This window comes from Micromonospora sp. DT41, assembly GCF_049841715.1.
GTDB classification, from domain to species: Bacteria; Actinomycetota; Actinomycetes; order Mycobacteriales; family Micromonosporaceae; genus Micromonospora; species Micromonospora profundi.
Genome location: NZ_JBNCKU010000001.1, coordinates 64004 through 84661 on the forward strand (window position 1 = coordinate 64004; position 20658 = coordinate 84661).

Below are 20658 nucleotides of genomic sequence, written 5' to 3' on the forward strand. Positions count from 1 at the left end.
GACATTCGTGTCGCCGTGGCACCACGGGGAGGGACACACATTGATGTCGAGCGAATCGACATCGACAAAGCTCGCGGAGAACGCGCCTGAACGCGCGCTCTCCGCGGACCACGTCGACAAACATCAGGGCCCGACGGCCGTCGACCAGCAACCAGATCTCGACACCACGACTGTCCTGCCGTACGCCAGTTCGCGTACGTCGAAACGCACGAACCCGCTGCGCGCGTGGATGCTGGCAGTGCCGGTCGACCTGGCCGCTCTCCTGGCGCCGCTGCTGGTGAACGACCAGCGCTACTGGCGCGGCACCCTGGCCATGGCCTGCGTGACAGTGGTGATCTTCGCGGTTGGCGGCCTCTACCGGCCACGGCGGCATCTGAGCATCCTCGATGAGCTGCCGAGCCTGAGCGGCCGCCTGCTGGCCTCCGCCTCCGTCATCGCGATCATCGCCGCGACCCGGCACGACTCCGCCACGTACCTGGCGGGCTTCATGCGCGGCGTCGCACTGTCCGTCGTGCTCGTCGTCCTGGGTCGGGCGCTGACCCGGACCCTCGTGATGACAGCGCGGCGACGGCGCTGGGTGGAGCACAACGCGATAGTGATCGGAGGTGGGCCGATCGGCGTCGAACTGGCCCGCCTGCTGCGCCGTTACCCCCAGTACGGGCTCCGCTACGTCGGCTGCGTCGACACAGTGCCGCGCGGTGCCGGGATCCAACTGGCCGGCAGCCTCGACGACCTGGAGTACCTGGTCCGTCTCCAGCGGTGCGACGTACTGATTCTCGCGGACCCGGCCAGCTCCGAGTCGACGGTGATGGAGGTGCTCCGCCGGCCGCTCAGCGCAGCCTGCGATCTGTGGGCCGTTCCCCGGTTGTGGGGTTCCCGCTCAGCAGCCGGTAACCCGGACCACATCGGCGCCATCCCGATCGTGAAGATCGGCGACACCACGCTCTCCGGCCCTCGGTGGGCGCTCAAGCGCGCGTTCGACGTGGCCTTCGCGTCGCTGTTCCTTGTGGTGCTCAGCCCGGTGATGCTGCTCTGCGCCATCGCCGTGCTGCTGGAGAGCGGTGGCCGCGGTGGCATCTTCTTCCACCAGGAGCGGATCGGCAGGCACGGCAAGCCCTTCCAGGTCATCAAGTTCCGGTCGATGCGCCCGGTCAACGAGCACGAGTCGCAGACGAACTGGTCGATCGCACACGACAAGCGGGTCGGCCCGGTCGGGCGACTGCTGCGACGTACCTCCCTGGACGAGCTTCCCCAGTTGTGGAACATCGTGCGCGGTGACATGAGCGTGGTGGGTCCGCGACCCGAACGTCCGTACTTTGTGGAGAAGTTCTCGGCGGAATACCCGACGTACGCGATGCGGCACCGGGTGCCCGTGGGACTCACCGGGCTCGCGCAGGTCAGCGGCCTGCGCGGCGACACGCCGATCTCCGACCGCGCCCGGTTCGACAACTACTACATCGAAAACTGGTCGCCCTGGCTGGACGTCAAGGTGCTGCTACGGACCGTGGCGGAGGTGTTCCGGGCCGGCGGTCGCTGACGAGCGGAACCCCGCCCGGCCGCGCACCGGCTTCGGACGCGACAGCGCGGCGTGGGATCATCGTCCGTCCACGGTGTCACGGGGAGGGAACGGACTCATGGCCCACGAGGACAGCGCGGCCCGACCGGGTGGTCGGGCTGTCAGCCGTCGCTCGGCGTTGTTCCGGGGCGGTGCTGTCGCTGCGGGCGTGGGCACTGCGGCTCTGGGCGGTGCCGCAGCCGCCAACGGGCTCTCGTCCCTGGGTGACGGCCGGGTGGTGAACGTCCGTGACCACGGTGCGACAGGTGACGGCGCGGCCGACGACACCGAGGCGCTCCAGGCTGCGATCGACGCCGTACGCCCCACCGGTGGGATCGTGTTCCTGCCACCCGGCGTCTACCTGACGCGGCGTCTGACACTGCGCTCCCGGGTGCACCTGCGCGGCTCCGGCGGCGATGCGACGGTCCTGCGGCTGCGGGCGGGCGCGAACTCGGCGATCCTCGAGTCGGAGGATTTCGCCCGATTGACGGGCACCCGCTCCGACGCGGGCATCACCCTGTTCAGCATCCGCGACCTCACCCTCGACGGCAACAAGGAGCAGAACCCGGCCGGCGGCTACGGGCTGCGGGTGTACGGGTACGGCTACGAGATCACCGAGGTGATCATCTTCAACTGCCGCAACGACGGCATCTTCAGCGAGTGGGGTCCGACCGCCGCCCTGGCCGCGCCCTCGCACCAGATGGAGGCCCGGCTCACCGCCGTCCGGGCACACGACAACGACGGGCACGGCGTCGCCTTCCAGGGTCCGCACGACTCGATGTTCCTCAACTGCGTGGCTTTCGAGAACGCGGGCGCTGGGTTCCGGGTCGCCGGCGACTCGACGGGTACGCAGATGGTGAACTGCCACGCGTGGGGCATCCGGCAGGACGTGGCGTTCGACCTCGCGGCAACGAGCGTCGGCTGCGTCAACTGCTACGCCGACCTGAACGGCGGTGTGGGCGTACGCATCTCGCGCAGCGACTGCCGCTGGGTGGGCGGGTTCGTGCTGGGCTACAACGAGTCGCACCCGAACCCGGAGATCGGCGTGCAGTTCGCGCCGGGAACGCAGCCGGACGAGCCGTCCGGCTGCGTCGTCGACAGCAGGGTCGTCAACTGTGGGACCGCCGCCGTCGACTTCGGCGCCGACCGTGGCCTGTCCAACGTCCGGGTCAGCATGTTCCAGCCGGGTGCCCTCGCGGACGGCGGCGGGCGCATCGCGGGCACCGGTCGCGGCTGGATCGGCAACCCGGCGGCGTCGACGCAGGTGGAGATCGTGCAGGGGCTCGGCGACGCGGACCGCAACCTCGTCGTACGTCCCGCGTTCGACCTGCGGTCGCAGCCGACCCCCGACCGTCCGTCGGGTGGGAGCGTGCGTGTCTTCGCCCGCGAGGTCAACGGCCGGACCCAACTGTGCGCGATCTTTCCCAGCGGCGCCGTCCAGGTAATGGCCACCGAACCCTGACCGTACGTCAGACCGGCGCCGAGGATGCCGTCGCTCGTGTCGCCCGGTGCGCGCCGACGTGCCCGGGTGGGCGCGCGTCCGCCGATGTCGACTCGGCCGGTGTCTGTCGCATCCGCCCGAGGAACCACACCACCACAAGCGCCTCGCAGAGCAGCAGTTGGAGCACCAGGTCGGACACCTCGGTGGCCCAGACGAGCGCCACCGCGACACCTGCGAACGCGATGACCCGCGATCCGATGGCGGAGGCCAGGTAGCGACGCGGACGGGCCCAGGTCATGTGGCGGACGGACAGCCAGGTGGAGACCGCGAGCAGCAGCTTGTAGAGGCAGTAGCCAGCGATCGCAGCGGCACCCACGGCGGCCAGGTCGGGGGCGAGCAACCGGCGTACCTGTTCGCTGGCGAGGACCACCACCGACACGCCGAGCCACGCCACGAGGGTCAACCCCCGGGTCACAGTGCGCCAGCGTGCCGTCCGGCCAGCCACGATGTCCTCGCGGGTGCTGGCCGAGAGCACCACGTGGAACGGGCCGAAGACGAGATCCAGCGCCCGCAGCACCACCACTGCCGTCTGCCCCGCGGCGGCACCCGCCACCGACGGCAACGCGATCGTGTACGCGAGATCCGCAAGAGCCGCCACGCAGTAGACCGAGCCGACCGACAGGCTCTGCCGGGCACCCGGCCGGACCGTACCGGCCGACGCGGCCCGGGATCGCAGCGTCACCCAGGCCAGCACGGCGAGCTGAGCGGGCACGGCGGCGATGTCCACGCGCACGTCGGCAGAGAGGAGGAGCACACCGCTCACCAGTGTCCCGAGGGCGGTGAGCTGGGGAATCAGGTTGGCGCTGCCCGGTGAGCGGGTACGCGCGCAGGCCCAGAACATCGCCTCCACCGGCAGTTGGAGGAGCACCGGGGCGACCACGCACAACCGGTCGGTGAGGCTGCTGTCCGGCAGCGCCACCGAGACCGACAGGAAGGCCACTGCGGCGACCGGCAGCGCCACCAGGGCGGACACGCGTCGTGCCCAGCTCTCCAGGCGCCAGTCGTCGGGCACGACTCCCGCCGACAGCGGCCGGCCGACAAGCGCCTCCATCAGCGTGTACGGGATGGAGAGCAGGGTGCCGAGCAGTGCGACGAGTGCCAGCCGGTCGTTGTCGGCCCAGGACGCGTAGAGGAACAGCGCCACGCTGGACAGCCGGGTGAGCGCCTGCACGGAGATCTGCGACCGTTGCAGACGCAGCACGGTGGTGGAGAGGAAACGCACTGTCACCACCTCCGGTTGTCGTCGGGGTGCCGACGGTCCGGGCGGGTCACCGGCAGGACAGCGGTGCTGTCGTCGTCCCTGGGGCCGTACGGCGGGGGCGGTTGCTGTTGTCGCGGTGGCGCGGAGCGCTGCGGGTCGCCTCCCCTGCGTGCCGGGCGTTGTGGGCCGTCTCCCCTGCGTGCCGGGCGCTGCGGCGGGAGGACCACGGTGTCGGCGTCGACGGGCTGCCGCACGGTCCTCTCCGGTTCCACCCGGGGCAGCACGGCGGTCTCCGCCTCCACCCGGGGTAGCACCACCGTCTCCGCGTCGACGGGCCGCCGCCGCTCGGGCGGTCGGACCGGCGGGTACGCGACGGGCGGGACCGCCTGTCGCACCTCGACGGCGGGCGCAACGGGCGCCGGCGGCAGCGGGTCCAGGTGGTTTCCGTACGCGACGAAGAGCGCCAGACACATGGTCGCGCCCGTGTACTCCCAGGCTTCGATGACGAGGAACGCAGCCGAGAGGCCGGTCAGGACGGCGAGGTGCGAAACGGCGGACGGGCGCGTGGAGGCGTACCGCCAGAGCCGGGCGAGCAGGTATCCGATCCCGGCGATCAGCGCCACCATCATCGGCAGCCCGTACTGGAGGGCGACGCTGACGAAGTAGTTGTCGACGAAGACCTGCCCGCCGGAGGCGGCCCGCGACACTGTCGCCGCTCCGGCGGCGCCGATGCCGCGACCCCAGAGGGGAAGGTCACCGTCGAGCAGCCCCGACCACACCTCGAAACGCTGGAAGAGGCTGCGGGCACCGGTCGCGCCGACGGCCACGAAACCGACGGTCACGCACGCCACGACACCGAGACCGACAAGGCGGGCGCGGCGACGAGCGGCGGCGCCACCGGACCGGTTGCCCACGGCGGCGGCGATGACCCCGCCGACGACAAGCAGCGCACCGGAACGGGACGTGCTGAGCGCGAGGCAGACAACTGCCGAGACCGCGCCGACGTGCCACGACAAGCGGGTGGGTCGGGCGCCGGAGGTCAGCCAGAGCGCCACGTACCCGAGCAGGAACGCGCCGGCGAGGATGCCCAGCTCGGCGTTGACCTCGGTGAGGCCGGGAGCGCGGAACGTGTCGCCGATGTAGCGGATCGCCTGGCCTTCTTCGAAACCCCACTGGACGAGCTGCTGCGGCCCAATGATCAACTCTGCGACCGTGGCGACGCCGTTTGCCATCAACAGCCAGGCGGCGACCGTCACCATCCGGGTCGTCCCGGACGCGCCCAGGCCCAGCAGAGCCAGCAGGAGGAGGAACGGCAGCACTGTGAGCCGGAGCCCGGACAGGGTCTGCCCCGGCCCGTGGTGCGCGACGCCGATCAGGCTCCATACGCCCAGCACCAGCAGGCCCACACTGACGCCGATGACCTGCCGGCGGCTCCAGCCACCACGTAGCACGCAGCGCAGGGCGTGCACGCCGGCTATCGCCGTGGCGGACAAGCCGAGGGCGTACTCGCGACCACCGAAGGCGTCACCGACAAGCCCTTCCACGCCGGCGAGGCGCAGCCCCAGCGGCGCGTTGAGCACGACGAGGACGTACGCGAGGCCCGGCAGTGGAAACACCGCGAGCGCGGCGAACACGACGACGAGGGCCGGCAGGAGCGGCGGGACACCGGCGAGCAGGCACACCACTGCGGCAACCGGCACGGCGGCAACCGCGCCGAGCAGGGCTCGCACCGTACGCCAGCGGATCGGGCCCGGCGACCGCACCGCGCGCCGACCGGCCGTCATCGTCTTGTTGCCGGGACTCGTCGCCGTCCCGCGTCGTCAGCGCGCAGCGCGGTGTAGGCGTCGACGACAGCGTCGACGTGCCGGTCCCAGTTCAGCTCGCGCCCGTCCCGGGCCGCGGCAGCCGCGATCGTGTCGTAGTCGGCAGGTGGCGTGCTGGCGGCCCGACGCAGCGTCTCGGTCAACTCCGCGCGTGTCCGGAAGATCCGCAGGGATTCGTCCGAGGCCATCGGCGGCCGGGCCACCTCGCTGGAGATGATCGGGCGGCCGGCCCGCAGCGCCTCGACGCACGAGATCGGGAAGTTCTCGGCCCACTGGCTGGGGAAGACGAGCCAGCCGGCCCGCGCCATCGCTGCCTGCTTGCCCTCCGCGTCGAGGAAGCCCAGGTATTCGAGGCCGGGCAGTTCCCGCGCCGCCGCCTCGACGTCGGCCCGGCGTGGGCCGTCCCCGCCGATGAGCAGAGTGGCGCCGTCGTGGCCGGCCACCTCCCGCCACGCGGCCAGCAGCAGGTCGATGCCCTTGTGCTCACTGAGCGCGCCGAGGAACAGGAACACCGCGGGGTTGCCGGCCGGCCAGGACACCGGGCCGCCGGTCTCCGGCACGGCGAGCGGTACGACGGTCCCGCCCAGCGTGGACCCCTGCGAAAGGTGCCGCTGCGCGATGTCCCGGGTACGCGCGGCCGGCCACAGCAGCGAGACCCCACGCAGTTGCCGGACCAGCCACGCCGACCGGGCTCGCAGCAGCCGGTCAGTCAGGTCTGACCTGCCCTGGTTGGCGAGGCTGTTGTTCGGGTCGGCTACGGCGTAGTCGTGGACCGTGTGGCAGGTCGGCCACGTTCTGGCGATCCGGGCCAGCGGCAGGACGCCCAGGCCCTGCCAGTTGTGCACGTGCACCACGTCGGGTGCGAAGTCGCGAAGGGCGTTCAGGCGCAGGCCGGTCGGGTCGGCCAGGTCACCGAGATGGGTGAGGACCTTGCCGAGCCTCGGGTCGGCGCCGCCCAGGCGGGCCGAGATCCTCGTGTCGACGGGCGCGTCGGTAGGCAGGCTGTGCGGCGACGGGCGGCTGAACACCTGCACCTCGTGACCGCGGTCGACGAGCGCGGCGGAGAGGTCCCGCACGTACTGCTCCGCGCCGCCGCGGATCGCGAACGACGAGTGGACCATGGCGATCCGCACTGCTCAGGCCTGCTTTCCGGTCGTCTGGGACAGGGCACGGCCGTCCTGGTCGGCGTCGAGCAGGTGCGCCAGGTGAGCGGTCGCGTCCCGCCAGGAACGACCGGCGGCACCCGCCCTCGGTCGAGGGCCTCCGACGGCCTCGCCCACCGCCCGGACCAGCGCCGCCGCCGTCCAGGTCGTCATCCGTTCGGCCCGACCGTCGGTCGCCTCCAGCAGTGCGGGGTCCGGTGAGATGACTGTGGGGGTGCCCAACCGGAGCGCCTCGGCGGCCGGCAGCCCGTACCCCTCGAAGTGGCTCGGCATCAGGAACGCTGCGGCGTTGGCGACGGCCGCCGCGTAGTCGGCGTCGGAGAGCCGGTCGAGCAGCACCACCCTGTCGGCCGCCGGGGACGCCGCCACGGCGTCGGTGAACCTGTCGATGCGCTGACCGCCGGTCAGCACCGCGAGCACCAGGTCGGGAAGGTCGCCCAGAGCCTCGACGGCCAACTCGACCCCCTTGTGGGCCGCGTGTCCGGCGACCAGGAGATACGGGCGCACCCCGCCGGTCCGGGCCGCGAGTTCCGGCGGAAGCGCACCGGGTACGACGTCCACGTCGCTGCCCGGATACCAGACGGTGGCCCGGTTCTCCGGCACGCCGTAGAGCCCGAGGAGGTCGTGGCGGGTACGGGCGCTGACGCAGAGCAGCTGACGGGACCTGTTGATCGCCGTCGCGTAGCTGGCCCGCCGGTACTGCCGCACCGACGTCGACAGGTCGTGCGGCCAGAGCCGGAAGGCGAGATCGTGGACGACTGTGGTGACCGGCAGTTGGCTGCCGACCATGGCGACCGATGGGCTCAGGGAGAGCACCCGTGCACCCGCCGGCTCCTGCCGGGCCTCACCGGTGACCCGACGCAGCGTCGTGGTGGCGGCTGCGACGGCCCGGGCCCGGTCACCGGCCTGCCGGCTGACCACCGCCACCTCGGCGGCGGCCCCGGCGGGCACCTCCCACGTCGGAGGTACGGCGACCAGCCGCAGCCGCTGCCCGGCCGGCCAGTGCCGCACGACCTCGGTCAGGACGCGGGTGATGCCGCCCGGACCGACACCGCTGCAGTCGACGATGGTGTCAGCGGGTCTCATGCGCGATCCACTCGCCCATCTCGTGCTGGAACCGTTGCGGTGAGAAGGCCATCGCGTGTTTGCGGATGCGCGCCCCGTCGAGTTCGCCGACACGGCGTACGGCGGCGGCGTGGTCGGCCGGTCGCATCGAGCCGATCAGGAAGCCCGTCTCGCCGTTGACGACAGTCTCCAGCAGGCCGCCGGTGTTCAGACCGATCACCGGCGTCCCGCACGCCTGCGCCTCCACCGGGATGATGCCGAAGTCCTCGTGTGCCGGGAACAGCAACGCCCGGGCGCCCGCGTAGAGCTCCCGCAGCCGTTCCCGGGAGGGCCGCACCTCGAAGGTCACCGGCACGCCGACGGTGGCGGCGAGCCTGCGCAGCCTCGCCTCCTCCGGCCCGGAACCGGCCACGACAAGGGGCAGCCCTGACTCGCCGGCGATCTCGATCATCAGGTCGAAGTTCTTGTACGGGATCCAGCGCCCCACACCCAGCAGGTAGTCGCGGGCGGGTTGGGCCGGGGCCTCGGCGAAGTACTCGACGTCGACGGGCGGGTGGATCACCACGGCGTCACGCTTCCAGAACCGCTGGATGCGCGCCTGCACCTCGCGGGAGTTCGCGGCGTACGCGTGCACGTGCCGGCTGAGCCTGACGTCGACAGACTGGAGCGCCTTGCGGGGACCGCTGAGCAGCGCGCCCGAGCCCCGACCGTCGAAGTCCGGGCTCCAGACATAGCGTGCCGGTGAGTGCACGTAACTGAGGTGCCGGGTCCGTTCCGGCGGGCCGAGCCGCACGGTGTGGGCGAACGCGTGGCTGGACGAGATGACCACGTCGTAGCGTTCGTCGCCGACTGTCCGCCAGGCCAGGGGCATGAGGGGCAGCGCGAGGGCCTTGCTGCGGCGCAACGGCGTCTTGGCCAGCCAGGTCTCGTGCAGACCGAGGCGGTCCACCTCGACGTCCCGGTCCGCCCAGAGCACGATGCGCCGCGCATGCGGCACGAGATCCGCGATGGCGAGGAACACGTTCTCCGATCCGCCCGTGGCGCCGAACCACTCGTGGACGACCGCCACGGAGCGGTCGGCGAGCAGCGGCGTCGACGCCGGGGACGGCACGGTCGGCTGGACGTTGTCCAACGAGGTCATCGTTCCTCACTCATGTCAACGGTCGGCTCGCCGGGCGTACCGGTCCGGTGCCGGTGTCAGCTGTTGCGGCGCCACAGGTCCCGCAGCGCGTCCCAGTTGCCGGCGATGCCGGCTTCGCACAGGGTTTCGACGTAGAAGGCGCCGTTGACGTCGTCGCGGTCCCACCACACGCCGCACACGGTCCGGCCGTCTCCGCCCTTGAAGGCGTACTCGACGTAGCTGCCGGGTGCGCCGGTCACGCCGCCAGTCGTCCGGGTGGCCTCGCGCAGCCCCGGCGCCAGCGCGCCGCCGGCCAGGTTGAGCTGCTGACGGTACGCACGCGCCGCGTCCTTCTCCGCCTTGGCGGGGTACAGCGCGAAGTGCACCGAGGCTCCGCCGTACCGGCAGAAGACGTGGCGTCGCTCGTCGGCCGGCAGCGGCGGGCCGCCGACCTCGGTGTCGACGGCGCACCCGCCCGCGGCGGCCAGCCAGGGCTCTGCCAGCGGCGCGAGGTCGCCGTCGAACTTGGTCTTGTTGATGGAGAACTGCGTCGCCTCGAAGGGAGCGAGCGAGGCGTTCGGCGCCGGCGCTTCGGGCTCGTCGTCGGAACGGTTGACGCCGCCGACGAAGAACCCGGCGGTGCCGGCGGCCAGGACGAGCACCACTGCCGCGACAGCGAGGAGCCACTTGGGCCGCTGCGGGGGCCGCTGCACGGGCGCGATCCGCCGACCCGTGCCGCCGAACGGATCCTGCGGGAGCGACTGCGGCGGGAGGCCGGCGGACGCGGAGCTGTAGGTCGCGGGTGCCGGGCTGTGGGTCGCGGAGCTGTAGGTCGTCGGTGTGAGGCTCTGGGTCGCCGGTTCCGGGCTGTGGGTGGCGGGTGCGGGGCTTTGCGACGGTACGGGTGAGCCGGGCGCACCTGAGACGGGCTGCGACGGGCTGGACACCGGCTGCCCGGAGACCGGGTTGGTGTGCACCGCCCAGGGAAGTTGCGGCATGTGCGACACCAGCTCGGGCGCACCGGAGACCGGCGCTCCGCTGGCCTGCTGCGGCACACCGGAAACCGGCGGACCCGAGGCCGGTGCCGCCGACGCGGGTGCCGCTGAGGTGGGTGCTGCCGACGCGGGTGGCGCGGAGACCGGCAGGTCGGGCACCGGCTGGTAGGCCATGCCGAGGCTCTGGAAGAGGCGCTGCGGCGCGTTCCCCTCCTCGGCCCGGTAGGCCACCCACGGGTGGGCGGCGGTGAGGTTGGCGTGCGCGTAGCGGTGGCCGCCAGCGGCCTGCGCCAGCGCGTTCGCCGCGTTGCCGAAGGCCACCCGCCAGCGCTCGTCGGACGCGGCGACGCCGTCGAGCACTGCCACCGTGGCGAACTGGCCCTGCCCGTCGACTGCGGCCCACGCCTTGCCAACCTGGCAGGCGCCCAACATGTGGGTGTACCTGTACGGGTTCTCCGGCTGCATGCCACTCCTCCGCTCGACCGCCGTGCGGATCCTACAGAGGTGGTGCCATCGCAGCGTCCCGCCGGTCGGCGGTGCGACAGGTGGGGGCCCGGCGTGCGGCCCGGCCACCTCTTGCCCTCTGAAAGTTTTCATGCATAGAGTCCCGGTGTGAATGAGACGGGGGTCGAGGCGTCGGTGGAGCAGGTACTCGACCTGTTCGACGGGGTGCGGCTCACCCCGACCCAGCGCCGTATCGCGCACTGCCTGGTGCAGCACGGCCCGGCGGTGGCGTACCTGTCCGCTGCGGAGGTCGCCGAGCTGGCCGGGGTCAGCCAACCGTCGGTCACCCGGTTCGCCGTCGCGCTCGGCCACGACGGCTACCCGGCGCTGCGCCGCCGGCTGCGGGGCCTCACCGCCGCCAGACCCGGTGGTCCGGCGGACGCCGGAAACGAACTCCAGCAGGCCGTACGCGCCGAGATGGGCAACCTGGACCGGCTGGCCGGTCAACTCGCCGACCGGGACCGGATCGCCGAGACCGGCAGGCTGCTCGCGGCCAGCCGCCCACTGCCGGTGCTCGGCCTGCGCGCCGCCGCACCGCTTGCCGCGTACTTCGCCTACTTCGCCGCGAAGGTGCACCCGGACGTGCGGGTGCTCGACGACGGCGGCAGCCTGCTGACCGACCGCCTCGAACAGGCCGCCGAGGCCGGCGCTTCGGCGGTGCTGGCCTTCGTGCTGCCTCGCTACCCGCGCGAGACCCTTGACGCGCTGCGGGACGCGCGGGCCACCGGCCTGACCGTCGTGGCGATCACCGACTCGCCGGTCAGCCCCGCAACCGAGCACGCCGACGTGGTGCTGCCCGCCGCCGTCGGCGCCCAGCTCGTCTTCGACCTGCACACCGCCCCGATGACTCTGGCCATGGTGCTGTTGCAGGCGATCTGCGACGCCGCGCCGGCCGACACGCAGCGCCGGCTGGAAGCGTTCGAAGCCTCGGCGGCCCGCCGTCAGTTGTTCCTCGGATGACCGGAGGAGACCAGAGATGACAGAGCCGATCCGTGCCGCACGGGGCAGTCAGCTGACCGCCCGTGGGTGGCAGCAGGAGGCCGCACTGCGGATGCTCATGAACAACCTCGACCCCGAGGTGGCCGAACGCCCCGACGACCTCGTGGTGTACGGCGGCACCGGCAAGGCCGCGCGGGACTGGCCCTCCTACCACGCGCTGGTACGCACACTCACCGACCTGCGCGAGGACGAGACGATGCTCGTGCAGTCGGGCCGGCCGGTGGGCGTGCTGCGCACCCACGAGTGGGCGCCCCGGGTGCTGCTTGCCAACTCGAACCTGGTCGGCGACTGGGCGACCTGGCCCGAGTTCCGCCGGCTCGAACATCTCGGCCTCACCATGTACGGGCAGATGACCGCCGGCTCGTGGATCTACATCGGCACCCAGGGCATCCTCCAGGGCACCTACGAGACGTTCGCCGCCGTGGCCGCCAAGAGGTTCGGCAGCACGCTCGCGGGCACGCTGACGCTCACCGCCGGCTGCGGCGGGATGGGTGGCGCGCAGCCCCTCGCTGTCACAATGAACGGCGGCGTATGCCTGATCGTGGACGTGGACCGGACCCGCCTCGACCGGCGGGTGCACGACCGCTACCTGGACGAGGTCGCCGACTCGCTTGACGACGCGGTGCAGCGGGTGCTGGCCGCCAAGCGGGACCGGCGCGCGCTCTCGGTGGGCGTTGTCGGCAACGCCGCCGAGGTCTTCCCCGAGCTGCTCAGCCGGGGCGTCGAGGTCGACATCGTGACCGACCAGACGAGCGCCCACGACCCGCTGTCGTACCTGCCGGTGGGGGTGGAGCTGGCCGATGCCCGCGACTACGCGACGGCGAAGCCTGCCGAGTTCACCGACCGGGCGCGGGCATCGATGGCCCGGCACGTCGAGGCTATGGTCGGCTTCCTCGACGCCGGCGCCGAGGTCTTCGACTACGGCAACTCGATCCGAGGTGAGGCGCAGCTCGCCGGCTACCAGCGCGCCTTCGACTTTCCGGGCTTCGTGCCCGCGTACATCAGGCCGTTGTTCTGCGAGGGCAGGGGCCCGTTCCGGTGGGCGGCGCTCTCCGGCGACCCGGCCGACATCGCCGCCACCGACCGGGCGATCCTGGAGCTGTTCCCGGAGAACGAGTCGCTGGCGCGGTGGATCCGGATGGCCGGCGAGCGCGTCGCGTTCCAGGGCCTGCCGGCACGGATCTGCTGGCTCGGCTACGGCGAACGCGACCGGGCCGGCGTGCGGTTCAACGAGATGGTCGCCTCCGGTGAGCTCTCCGCCCCGGTGGTCATCGGCCGGGACCACCTGGACGCTGGCAGTGTGGCCAGCCCGTACCGGGAGACCGAGGCGATGGCCGACGGCTCCGACGCGATCGCCGACTGGCCGCTGCTCAACGCGCTCGTCAACACGGCAAGCGGTGCATCCTGGGTGTCCATCCACCACGGCGGTGGGGTGGGCATCGGGCGGTCCATCCACGCGGGGCAGGTCTGTGTGGCCGACGGCACCGCGCTCGCGGGGCAGAAGATCGAGCGGGTGCTCACCAACGACCCGGCGATGGGTGTCATCCGGCACGTGGACGCCGGCTACGAAGGCGCCCGCGAGGTAGCCAACCGCACCGACATCCGCGTCCCGATGACCGAGCAGTAAGGAAGGGCACCTTGTTATCGGATTTTGTTGTAGAAGGGGCCCTTCCTAACAGGTTCCGCGCCCTGTGGGACGAGATCGCGCCGATCGGGCGGGACGCCGACAGCGGCGGCTACCTGCGCTACGCCCTCACCGAACCCGAAGTCGAGCTGCGTGCCTGGTTCCGTGCACAGGCGCGGCAGCGAGGGATGCCCGTCACCGAGGACGGCAACGGCAACCTCTTCGCGCACTGGGGTGACCCGGAGGCCGCCGACGCGGTGCTGACCGGCAGCCACTTCGACTCGGTGCCGCACGGTGGGGCGTACGACGGGCCGCTCGGCATCGTCAGCGCGTTCCTCGCCGTGGACGAGCTGCGCGCCGCCGGCGTCACTCCCGTCCGGCCACTGGTGCTGGCGGCATTCGTGGAGGAGGAGGGGGCGCGCTTCGGCGTACCCTGCCTGGGGTCGCGTCTGCTCACCGGTGCGCTGCCTGTCGATCGCGCGGCCGGGCTGCGCGACGCGGCCGGGGTGAGCTTCGCCGAGGCGCTCGGCGAGCGGCCGGCAGGTGCCCGCCCGGAGCTGCTGGGCCGGTTCGGCGCGTTCGTCGAGCTGCACGTCGAGCAGGGCCGCGCGCTCGTCGAGGCGGACGCGCCTGTCGCGGTGGCCAGCACGATCTGGCCGCACGGCCGCTGGCGCTTCGACGTGACAGGCGAGGGCAACCACGCGGGTACGACACGGATGGCCGACCGCCGCGACCCGATGCTCACCTACGCGTTCACGGTGCTGGCCGCCAACAAGGAGGCCCGGCTGCGCGGCGCGCACGCCACTGTCGGCCGGGTCGCCGTCGAACCGAACGCCACGAATGCCATCCCGTCGAAGGTGACCGGCTGGCTGGACGCCCGCGCCGCCGACCCGCAGACCCTCGCCGACCTGGTCGAGGCCGTGCGGGGCAAGCTCGCCGAGCGGGCCCGCCGCGACGGTACGCAGGCTACCGTCACCGAGGAGTCGGCCACCCCGCTTGTCGCCTTCGACGGTGGACTGGCCAAACGGCTGGCCACGTTGCTCGACGCGCCGGTGCTGCCCACCGGCGCGGGGCACGACGCGGGGGTGCTGGCCGCGTACGTGCCCACCGCCATGCTGTTCGTGCGCAACCCGAGCGGGGTGTCGCACTCTCCCGCAGAGGCGGCCACCGACGCCGACTGCGCCGCCGGTGTACGGGCGCTGGCCGCCGTGTTGGAGGAGCTGACATGCCGCTGACAACGCAGACGACTCAGCTCCACAGGAGGCGAGGAGCATGACCACCTCCCGTTGGCTCGCCGAGTACGCCTGGCTGCCCGAGGGCTCCGAACCCACACCCGAGGTGCTCATCGAGGTCGAGGACGGCCGGATCACCGCCGTCACGCCGTTGCAGGGGTCCGCCGGGCCGGAGGCCGGGGTGGAGGTGCTGCGGGACGCCGCCCGGCTGCCCGGGTTGACAGTGCCGGGTCTGTCCAATGTGCACTCGCACGCGTTCCACCGTGCGCTGCGTGGGCGTACCCACGGCGGCCAGGGAGACTTCTGGAGCTGGCGCGACCGGATGTACGCCATCGCCGACCGGCTCGACCCGGACACCTACCTGGCGCTGGCCCGCGCGGTCTACGCCGAGATGGCCCTGGCCGGGATCACCTGCGTCGGGGAGTTCCACTACCTGCACCACCGGCCCGACGGCGGCGCGTACGACGACCCGAACGAGATGGGCGCGGCACTTGTCGAGGCCGCCGCGCACGCCGGCATCCGGCTGACCCTGCTGGACACCTGCTATCTGACCTCCACAGTCAGTGGTCAGCCGCTCGCCGGGCCGCAGCGCCGCTTCGGTGACGGCGACGCCGTCCGGTGGGCCGAGCGGGCCTCGGCGTTCCAGCCGACTGACTCCCACGCCCGCGTCGGCGCGGCAGTGCACTCGGTGCGGGCGGTCCCCGCCGACCAGCTGCGCACTGTCGCCGACTGGGCGCGGAGCCGGCGCGCGCCGCTGCACGTACACCTGTCGGAGCAGTACGCCGAGAACGACGAGTGCCGGGTCGTGCACGGTCGCACACCCACCGCGCTGCTCGCCGAGCACGGCGTGCTCGGGCCGGACACCACAGCCGTACACGTCACCCACCCGACCGGCGCTGACCTGACGCTGCTCGGCGACAACCGGACCGGCGTGTGCCTCTGCCCCACCACGGAACGGGACCTCGCCGACGGGATCGGCCCGGCCCGGCGGATGGCCGACGCGGGGCTCCGGCTGAGCCTGGGCAGCGACAGCCACGCGGTGGTCGACCTGTTCGAGGAGGCGCGCGCCGTGGAGCTCGACGAACGGCTGCGCACCCGCCGCCGCGGCCACTTCACCTCCGCCGAGCTGATGACAGCGGCCACCGCCACCGGCCATGCCGCGCTGGGCTGGGCCGACGCCGGGCGGATCGCCGTCGGCGCCCGCGCCGACCTGGTGACGGTACGACTCGACAGCGCCCGCACGGCAGGGGTGCCGCCGGTGGGCGTGTTCTTCGCGGCCTCCGCGGCGGACGTCGACCAGGTGCTTGTGGACGGCCGGGTGGTGGTGGCCGAGGGCCGGCACCTCACTGTCGACGTACCGGCCGAGCTGTCGGCGTCGATCGAGGCGGTGATCCCCGCGTGAGCGCGAGCATGAGCAGCCTGCTTGTCGACAACATCGGAGAGCTGGTCACCAACGGCGTCGGCGAGGGGCCGCTGGGCATCCGCCGCAGGGCGGCCGTGCTGATCGAGGCGGGCCGGGTGGCATGGGTCGGGCCTGCCGCGTACGCGCCGGCAGCCGACCGGCGGATCGACGCCGGCGGGGCGGCAGTGCTGCCCGGTTTCGTGGACAGTCACGCGCATCTGGTGTTCGCCGGTGACCGGGCCGCCGAGTTCGCCGCGCGGATGGCCGGCGAACGCTACACCGGCGGCGGCATCCGGACCACCGTCGGCGCGACACGCGCCGCCAGTGACGACGACCTGCGGGCCACAGTGCGCCGGCTACGAGGGGAGGCGCTGCGCCAGGGCACCACCACCATGGAGATCAAGAGTGGGTACGGGCTGACAGTCGCCGACGAGGCACGCTCGCTGCGAATCGCCGCCGAGACCAGCGCCGAGACCACGTTCCTCGGCGCCCACGTGGTGCCCGCCGAATACGCCGACCGTCCCGACGACTATGTCGGGCTGGTCTGCGGGCCGATGCTTGCCGCCGCCGCACCGCACGCGAAGTGGATCGACGTGTTCTGCGAGCGGGGTGCCTTCGACGTCGACCACGCCCGCGCCATCCTCGCCTGCGGGCAGGCTGTCGGGCTGGGCGTACGGGTGCACGCCAACCAGCTCGGCCCCGGACCGGGCGTGCAGCTCGGGGTGGAGCTGGGCGCGGCCAGCGTCGACCACTGCACCTACCTCAGCGACGCGGACGTCGACGCGCTCGCGAACTCGACGACTATCGAGTGGCTCTCCGGTCCTCCGACCTGCACCGTGGCCACCCTGCTCCCCGGTGCCGAGTTCTCCACCCGCTCGCCCTACCCGGACGCGCGCCGGCTGCTCGACGCCGGTGTGACCGTGGCGCTCGCGACCGACTGCAACCCCGGCACGTCGTACACCTCGTCGATGCCCTTCTGCATCGCCCTCGCGGTCCGCGAGATGCGGATGACCCCGGCGGAGGCGGTCTGGGCCGCCACCGCCGGTGGCGCGCTGGCGCTGCGCCGCGACGACATCGGTGTCCTCACCCCCGGCGCGCGGGCCGACCTGATCATCCTGGACGCGCCGTCGTACCTGCACCTTGCCTACCGGCCCGGTGTCCCACTGATCCGCCAGGTCCTGCTCAACGGAGTGCCGCAATGACGACCGTGACCATCCAGCCCACCGGAATCTCCACCGACGACGTGCTCGCCGTCGCCCGCGGCACCGTCACTGTCGTCCTCGACCCGGCCACCCGGGACGCGATGGCCACCAGCCGCGCGATCGTGGACGGCATCGAGGCCGCCGGACGGCCCGTGTACGGCGTCTCCACCGGCTTCGGCGCGCTGGCGAACACGTTCGTCGCGCCGGAGCGGCGGGCCGAGCTTCAACACGCGCTGATCCGCTCCCACGCCGCCGGGGTGGGCGCCCCGATGCCGCGCGAAGTGGTCCGGGCCATGATGCTGCTGCGCGTACGCTCGCTGGCCCTTGGTCGTTCCGGGGTCCGCCCGCTTGTCGCCGAGGCACTCGTCGACCTGCTCAACCACGACATCACCCCGTGGGTGCCCGAGCACGGCTCGCTCGGCGCTTCCGGTGACCTGGCACCGCTGGCGCACTGCGCGCTCGTGCTGCTCGGTGAGGGCTGGGTGCTCGGCCCGGCCGGTGAGCGGCAGGACGCGGCCGACGCGCTGACCGCCGCCGGGCTCAAGCCGATCGAGCTTGCCGCCAAGGAGGGGTTGGCGCTGATCAACGGCACCGACGGCATGCTCGGCATGCTGCTGCTGGCCATCCACGACGCGGCGCACCTGTTCGCCATGGCTGACGTGACGGCCGCGCTTGCCATCGAGGCGATGCTCGGTTCGGAGCGGCCGTTCCTGCCGGAGCTGCACGCCATCCGGCCGCACCCCGGTCAGGCCGCGTCGGCCGCGAACATCCACCGCCTGCTCCAGGACTCCCGGGTGATGGACTCGCACCGCGACGACCTCGCACACGCCGTGCAGGACGCGTACTCGATGCGCTGCGCCCCGCAGGTGGCCGGCGCGGCCCGCGACACCCTGGACTTCGTCCGCACTGTCGCCGCCCGGGAGCTGGTGTCCGTCGTGGACAACCCGGTGGTGCTGCCGGACGGTCGTGTCGAGTCGACAGGCAACTTCCACGGAGCGCCCCTCGGCTTCGCCGCGGACTTCCTCGCCATCGCCGCCGCAGAGGTTGGCGCGATCGCCGAGCGGCGGGTGGACAGGCTGCTGGACGTCACCCGCTCGCGGGAACTGCCGGCGTTCCTCTCCCCCGACGCCGGCGTGAACTCCGGGCTGATGATCGCCCAGTACACGGCTGCCGGCATCGTCGCCGAGAACCGGCGGCTGGCCGCCCCCGCGTCGGTGGACTCGCTGCCCACAAGCGGCATGCAGGAGGACCACGTCTCGATGGGCTGGGCGGCGACCAAGAAGCTGCGGACCGTGCTTGACAACCTCACCAGCCTGCTCGCCGTCGAGTTGCTGGCCGGCGTACGCGGGCTGCAACTGCGGGCGCCACTGGTGCCGTCGCCGGCCGGCCGGGCCGCCGTGGCCGCGCTCGGCGGCGCGGCCGGCGAGCCCGGCCCGGACGTGTTCCTCGCCCCGGTACTGGAGGCCGCCCGCGCGGTGCTCGCCGGCCCGGAGCTGCGTGCCGCCATCGAACGGGAGGTCGGCCCACTGGGCTGACCTTCGCGGGTCGCTGTCCTCCGCTGCCGGTCACGCGGCGGACGACAGCACCTTCGCGGTTCGCTGTCCTCCGCTGCCGGTCACGCGGCGGGCGGCAGCACCTTCGCGGTTCGCTGTCGTCCGCTGCCGGTCAGGCGGCGGGCGGCAGCACCTTCGCCACCAGCTTCGCCAACTCGCGCAGAGCCTTGCCGCGGTGGCTGACCGCGTCCTTCTCCTGCGGGGTCAGCTCGGCGTTGGTCCGGTCCTGCCCGTCGCCCAGGAAGATCGGGTCGTAGCCGAACCCACCGTCGCCGCGCGGCGCCCGCAGGACCCGCCCGGACTGCCGGCCGTCGACAAGGTGCTCCTTGCCGCCGGGCAGCACCAACGCCACAGTGCACACGAAGGACGCCGCCCGCTGCTCGTCCGGGACGTCGGCGATCTGGTCCAGCACCAACTGGAGGTTCGCCCGGTCGTCGCCGTGCTTGCCCGACCAGCGGGCGCTGAACACGCCAGGCATCCCGTTCAACGCGTCCACCGCGAGCCCCGAATCGTCGGCGATCGTCGGCAGCTCGGTGCGCCGACAACCCTCCCGCGCCTTGATCAGCGCGTTCTCACCGAACGTCAGGCCGGTCTCCGGCAGCTCCGGATATTCCGGTACGTCGTCGAGCCCGAGCAGGGCGATCCGGTGCGCGCCCAGCGCGCCGTCCAGGATCCGCTGAAGCTCCACAAGCTTCTTCTGGTTACGCGTGGCAAGCAGGACCTTGTTCATGCTGGGCTACCTTCTTTCGCGACTGCGGGGCTCGCAAGCTCACTCCTCGCGCTCACGCGAGCACCTTCGTTCGCGACTGCGGGGCTCGCAAGCTCACTCCTCGCGCTCACCAAATCACCTTCGTTCGCGACTGCGGGGCTCGCAAGCTCACTCCTCGCGCTCACCAAATCACCTTCGTTCGCGACTGCGGGGCTCGCAAGCTCACTCCTCACGCTCATGCAAGCGCCTTCCGCTGGGCCTCGGCCAGGTCCGCGCAGCCCGCGACGGCCAGGTCGAGCAGACTGTCGAGCTGGTCGCGGGCGAACACGCCCGCCTCACCGGTGCCCTGCACCTCGACGAAGTCACCGGTGCCGGTGCAGACCACGTTCATGTCCACCTCGGCGGCCACGTCCTCCTCGTAGCAGAGGTCCAGCCGCGCCTCACCGGCGATGATCCCCACGCTGACCGCGGCCACCGAGCGGTGCATCACCTTCTCCGGCTTGCCGGCCAGCGCCTTGCGTGCGGCGAGCCACCCCACCGCGTCGTGCAGCGCCACGTACGCGCCGGTGATGGCGGCCGTCCGGGTGCCACCGTCGGCCTGGAGCACGTCACAGTCGAGGACCACCGAGTTCTCGCCGAGCGCCTTCAGATCGATGCAGGCGCGCAGGCTCCGCCCGATCAGCCGGGAGATCTCGTGCGTCCGGCCGCCGACGCGGCCCTTGACGCTCTCCCGGTCGGAGCGGGTGTTCGTGGCCCGGGGCAGCATCGCGTACTCGGCGGTGACCCAACCGAGCCCGGAACCCTTGCGCCAGCGTGGCACCCCCTCGGTGACACTCGCAGTGCAGAGCACCCGGGTGCCGCCGAACTCGACGAGCACCGAACCCTCCGGATGGGTGCTCCAGCCCCGGGTCAGCGTCACCGGTCGAAGTTGATCGGGCCCTCGCCCGTCAGGTCGCGCCATGCCTGCACCCTATGCGGTGCGGCGATCCATCTCCCCCGGGGTGCCCCGG

16 protein-coding genes are annotated in these 20658 nt (G+C 72.3%); 8 read left to right on the forward strand and 8 right to left on the reverse strand.

The window, feature by feature from the left end:
- Nucleotides 1-43: 43 nt before the first annotated feature.
- Entirely contained in the window at nucleotides 44-1537 is a 1494-nt protein-coding gene (locus ACLQ23_RS00270) for a sugar transferase (protein WP_355592199.1), read from the forward strand.
- A gap of 97 nt (nucleotides 1538-1634) precedes the next feature.
- The gene (locus ACLQ23_RS00275) at nucleotides 1635-3017 is read left to right on the forward strand and encodes a glycosyl hydrolase family 28-related protein (RefSeq protein WP_355592200.1); all 1383 of its coding nucleotides are present in this window, start codon (nucleotides 1635-1637) and stop codon (nucleotides 3015-3017) included.
- 7 nt (nucleotides 3018-3024) lie between these two features.
- On the opposite strand, the gene ACLQ23_RS00280 is transcribed toward ACLQ23_RS00275, so the two are convergent.
- From ACLQ23_RS00280 to ACLQ23_RS00305, 6 genes are read right to left on the reverse strand one after another with little or no spacing between them, the layout of a single operon-like run.
- Nucleotides 3025-4278: a hypothetical protein gene (locus ACLQ23_RS00280; RefSeq protein ID WP_355592201.1), complete on the reverse strand. Its 1254-nt coding sequence runs from the start codon at nucleotides 4276-4278 to the stop codon at nucleotides 3025-3027.
- A gap of 2 nt (nucleotides 4279-4280) precedes the next feature.
- Nucleotides 4281-6041 carry an O-antigen ligase family protein gene (locus ACLQ23_RS00285; protein ID WP_355592202.1) on the reverse strand — a complete coding sequence of 587 codons (1761 nt, stop codon included), beginning with the start codon at nucleotides 6039-6041 and terminating at the stop codon, nucleotides 4281-4283.
- Nucleotides 6038-7213, reverse strand: coding sequence for a glycosyltransferase (locus ACLQ23_RS00290; protein WP_355592203.1), 1176 nt, complete (start codon nucleotides 7211-7213; stop codon nucleotides 6038-6040). Before ACLQ23_RS00290 ends, ACLQ23_RS00285 begins: the two co-directional genes overlap by 4 nt.
- Nucleotides 7214-7216: 3 nt before the next feature.
- Nucleotides 7217-8329, reverse strand: coding sequence for a glycosyltransferase (locus tag ACLQ23_RS00295; protein WP_355592205.1), 1113 nt, complete (start codon nucleotides 8327-8329; stop codon nucleotides 7217-7219).
- On the reverse strand, nucleotides 8316-9449 hold the full coding sequence (locus tag ACLQ23_RS00300) for a glycosyltransferase (protein ID WP_355592207.1): 1134 nt from the start codon (nucleotides 9447-9449) through the stop codon (nucleotides 8316-8318). The genes ACLQ23_RS00295 and ACLQ23_RS00300 overlap by 14 nt, the downstream gene beginning before the upstream one ends.
- Before the next feature lie 56 nt (nucleotides 9450-9505).
- On the reverse strand, nucleotides 9506-10888 hold the full coding sequence (locus ACLQ23_RS00305; RefSeq protein ID WP_355629717.1) for a hypothetical protein: 1383 nt from the start codon (nucleotides 10886-10888) through the stop codon (nucleotides 9506-9508).
- 147 nt (nucleotides 10889-11035) lie between these two features.
- Between ACLQ23_RS00305 and ACLQ23_RS00310 the strand changes: the two genes are divergently transcribed.
- Genes ACLQ23_RS00310 through hutH form a run of 6 tightly spaced genes read left to right on the forward strand, consistent with a single transcriptional unit; the run spans nucleotide 11036 to nucleotide 18921 of the window.
- A complete protein-coding gene (locus ACLQ23_RS00310; RefSeq protein WP_355592211.1) occupies nucleotides 11036-11887 on the forward strand; it encodes a MurR/RpiR family transcriptional regulator in 852 nt (283 codons plus the stop codon).
- 16 nt (nucleotides 11888-11903) lie between these two features.
- Complete coding sequence (hutU, locus tag ACLQ23_RS00315) at nucleotides 11904-13553, forward strand: urocanate hydratase (protein ID WP_355629720.1); 1650 nt, start codon at nucleotides 11904-11906, stop codon at nucleotides 13551-13553.
- An 11-nt stretch (nucleotides 13554-13564) separates the two neighbouring features.
- Nucleotides 13565-14785: an allantoate amidohydrolase gene (locus tag ACLQ23_RS00320; protein ID WP_355629723.1), complete on the forward strand. Its 1221-nt coding sequence runs from the start codon at nucleotides 13565-13567 to the stop codon at nucleotides 14783-14785.
- 37 nt (nucleotides 14786-14822) lie between these two features.
- Nucleotides 14823-16184 carry a formimidoylglutamate deiminase gene (locus tag ACLQ23_RS00325; RefSeq protein WP_355592217.1) on the forward strand — a complete coding sequence of 454 codons (1362 nt, stop codon included), beginning with the start codon at nucleotides 14823-14825 and terminating at the stop codon, nucleotides 16182-16184.
- 8 nt (nucleotides 16185-16192) lie between these two features.
- Nucleotides 16193-17386 (forward strand): imidazolonepropionase, encoded by a 1194-nt coding sequence (hutI, locus tag ACLQ23_RS00330; RefSeq protein WP_355592465.1) that lies wholly within the window; start codon nucleotides 16193-16195, stop codon nucleotides 17384-17386.
- Nucleotides 17383-18921, forward strand: coding sequence for a histidine ammonia-lyase (gene hutH, locus ACLQ23_RS00335; RefSeq protein WP_355592219.1), 1539 nt, complete (start codon nucleotides 17383-17385; stop codon nucleotides 18919-18921). The genes hutI and hutH overlap by 4 nt, the downstream gene beginning before the upstream one ends.
- 130 nt (nucleotides 18922-19051) lie before the next feature.
- On the opposite strand, the gene rdgB is transcribed toward hutH, so the two are convergent.
- Both rdgB and rph read right to left on the reverse strand, forming a co-directional pair.
- The gene (gene rdgB / locus ACLQ23_RS00340; RefSeq protein WP_355592221.1) at nucleotides 19052-19669 is read right to left on the reverse strand and encodes an RdgB/HAM1 family non-canonical purine NTP pyrophosphatase; all 618 of its coding nucleotides are present in this window, start codon (nucleotides 19667-19669) and stop codon (nucleotides 19052-19054) included.
- A 214-nt stretch (nucleotides 19670-19883) separates the two neighbouring features.
- Entirely contained in the window at nucleotides 19884-20609 is a 726-nt protein-coding gene (gene rph / locus ACLQ23_RS00345; protein WP_355592223.1) for a ribonuclease PH, read from the reverse strand.
- Between the last annotated feature and the right edge of the window lie 49 nt (nucleotides 20610-20658).

Coding starts and splice junctions, on each gene's coding strand:
- ACLQ23_RS00270 (WP_355592199.1), top strand. CDS start 44: ATGTCGAGCGAATCGACATCGACAAAGCTCGCGGAGAACGCGCCTGAA.
- ACLQ23_RS00275 (WP_355592200.1), top strand. CDS start 1,635: ATGGCCCACGAGGACAGCGCGGCCCGACCGGGTGGTCGGGCTGTCAGC.
- ACLQ23_RS00285 (WP_355592202.1), bottom strand. CDS start 6,041: ATGACGGCCGGTCGGCGCGCGGTGCGGTCGCCGGGCCCGATCCGCTGG.
- ACLQ23_RS00295 (WP_355592205.1), bottom strand. CDS start 8,329: ATGAGACCCGCTGACACCATCGTCGACTGCAGCGGTGTCGGTCCGGGC.
- ACLQ23_RS00300 (WP_355592207.1), bottom strand. CDS start 9,449: ATGACCTCGTTGGACAACGTCCAGCCGACCGTGCCGTCCCCGGCGTCG.
- ACLQ23_RS00305 (WP_355629717.1), bottom strand. CDS start 10,888: ATGCAGCCGGAGAACCCGTACAGGTACACCCACATGTTGGGCGCCTGC.
- hutU (WP_355629720.1), top strand. CDS start 11,904: ATGACAGAGCCGATCCGTGCCGCACGGGGCAGTCAGCTGACCGCCCGT.
- ACLQ23_RS00325 (WP_355592217.1), top strand. CDS start 14,823: ATGACCACCTCCCGTTGGCTCGCCGAGTACGCCTGGCTGCCCGAGGGC.
- hutI (WP_355592465.1), top strand. CDS start 16,193: ATGAGCAGCCTGCTTGTCGACAACATCGGAGAGCTGGTCACCAACGGC.
- hutH (WP_355592219.1), top strand. CDS start 17,383: ATGACGACCGTGACCATCCAGCCCACCGGAATCTCCACCGACGACGTG.
- rdgB (WP_355592221.1), bottom strand. CDS start 19,669: ATGAACAAGGTCCTGCTTGCCACGCGTAACCAGAAGAAGCTTGTGGAG.
- rph (WP_355592223.1), bottom strand. CDS start 20,609: ATGGCGCGACCTGACGGGCGAGGGCCCGATCAACTTCGACCGGTGACG.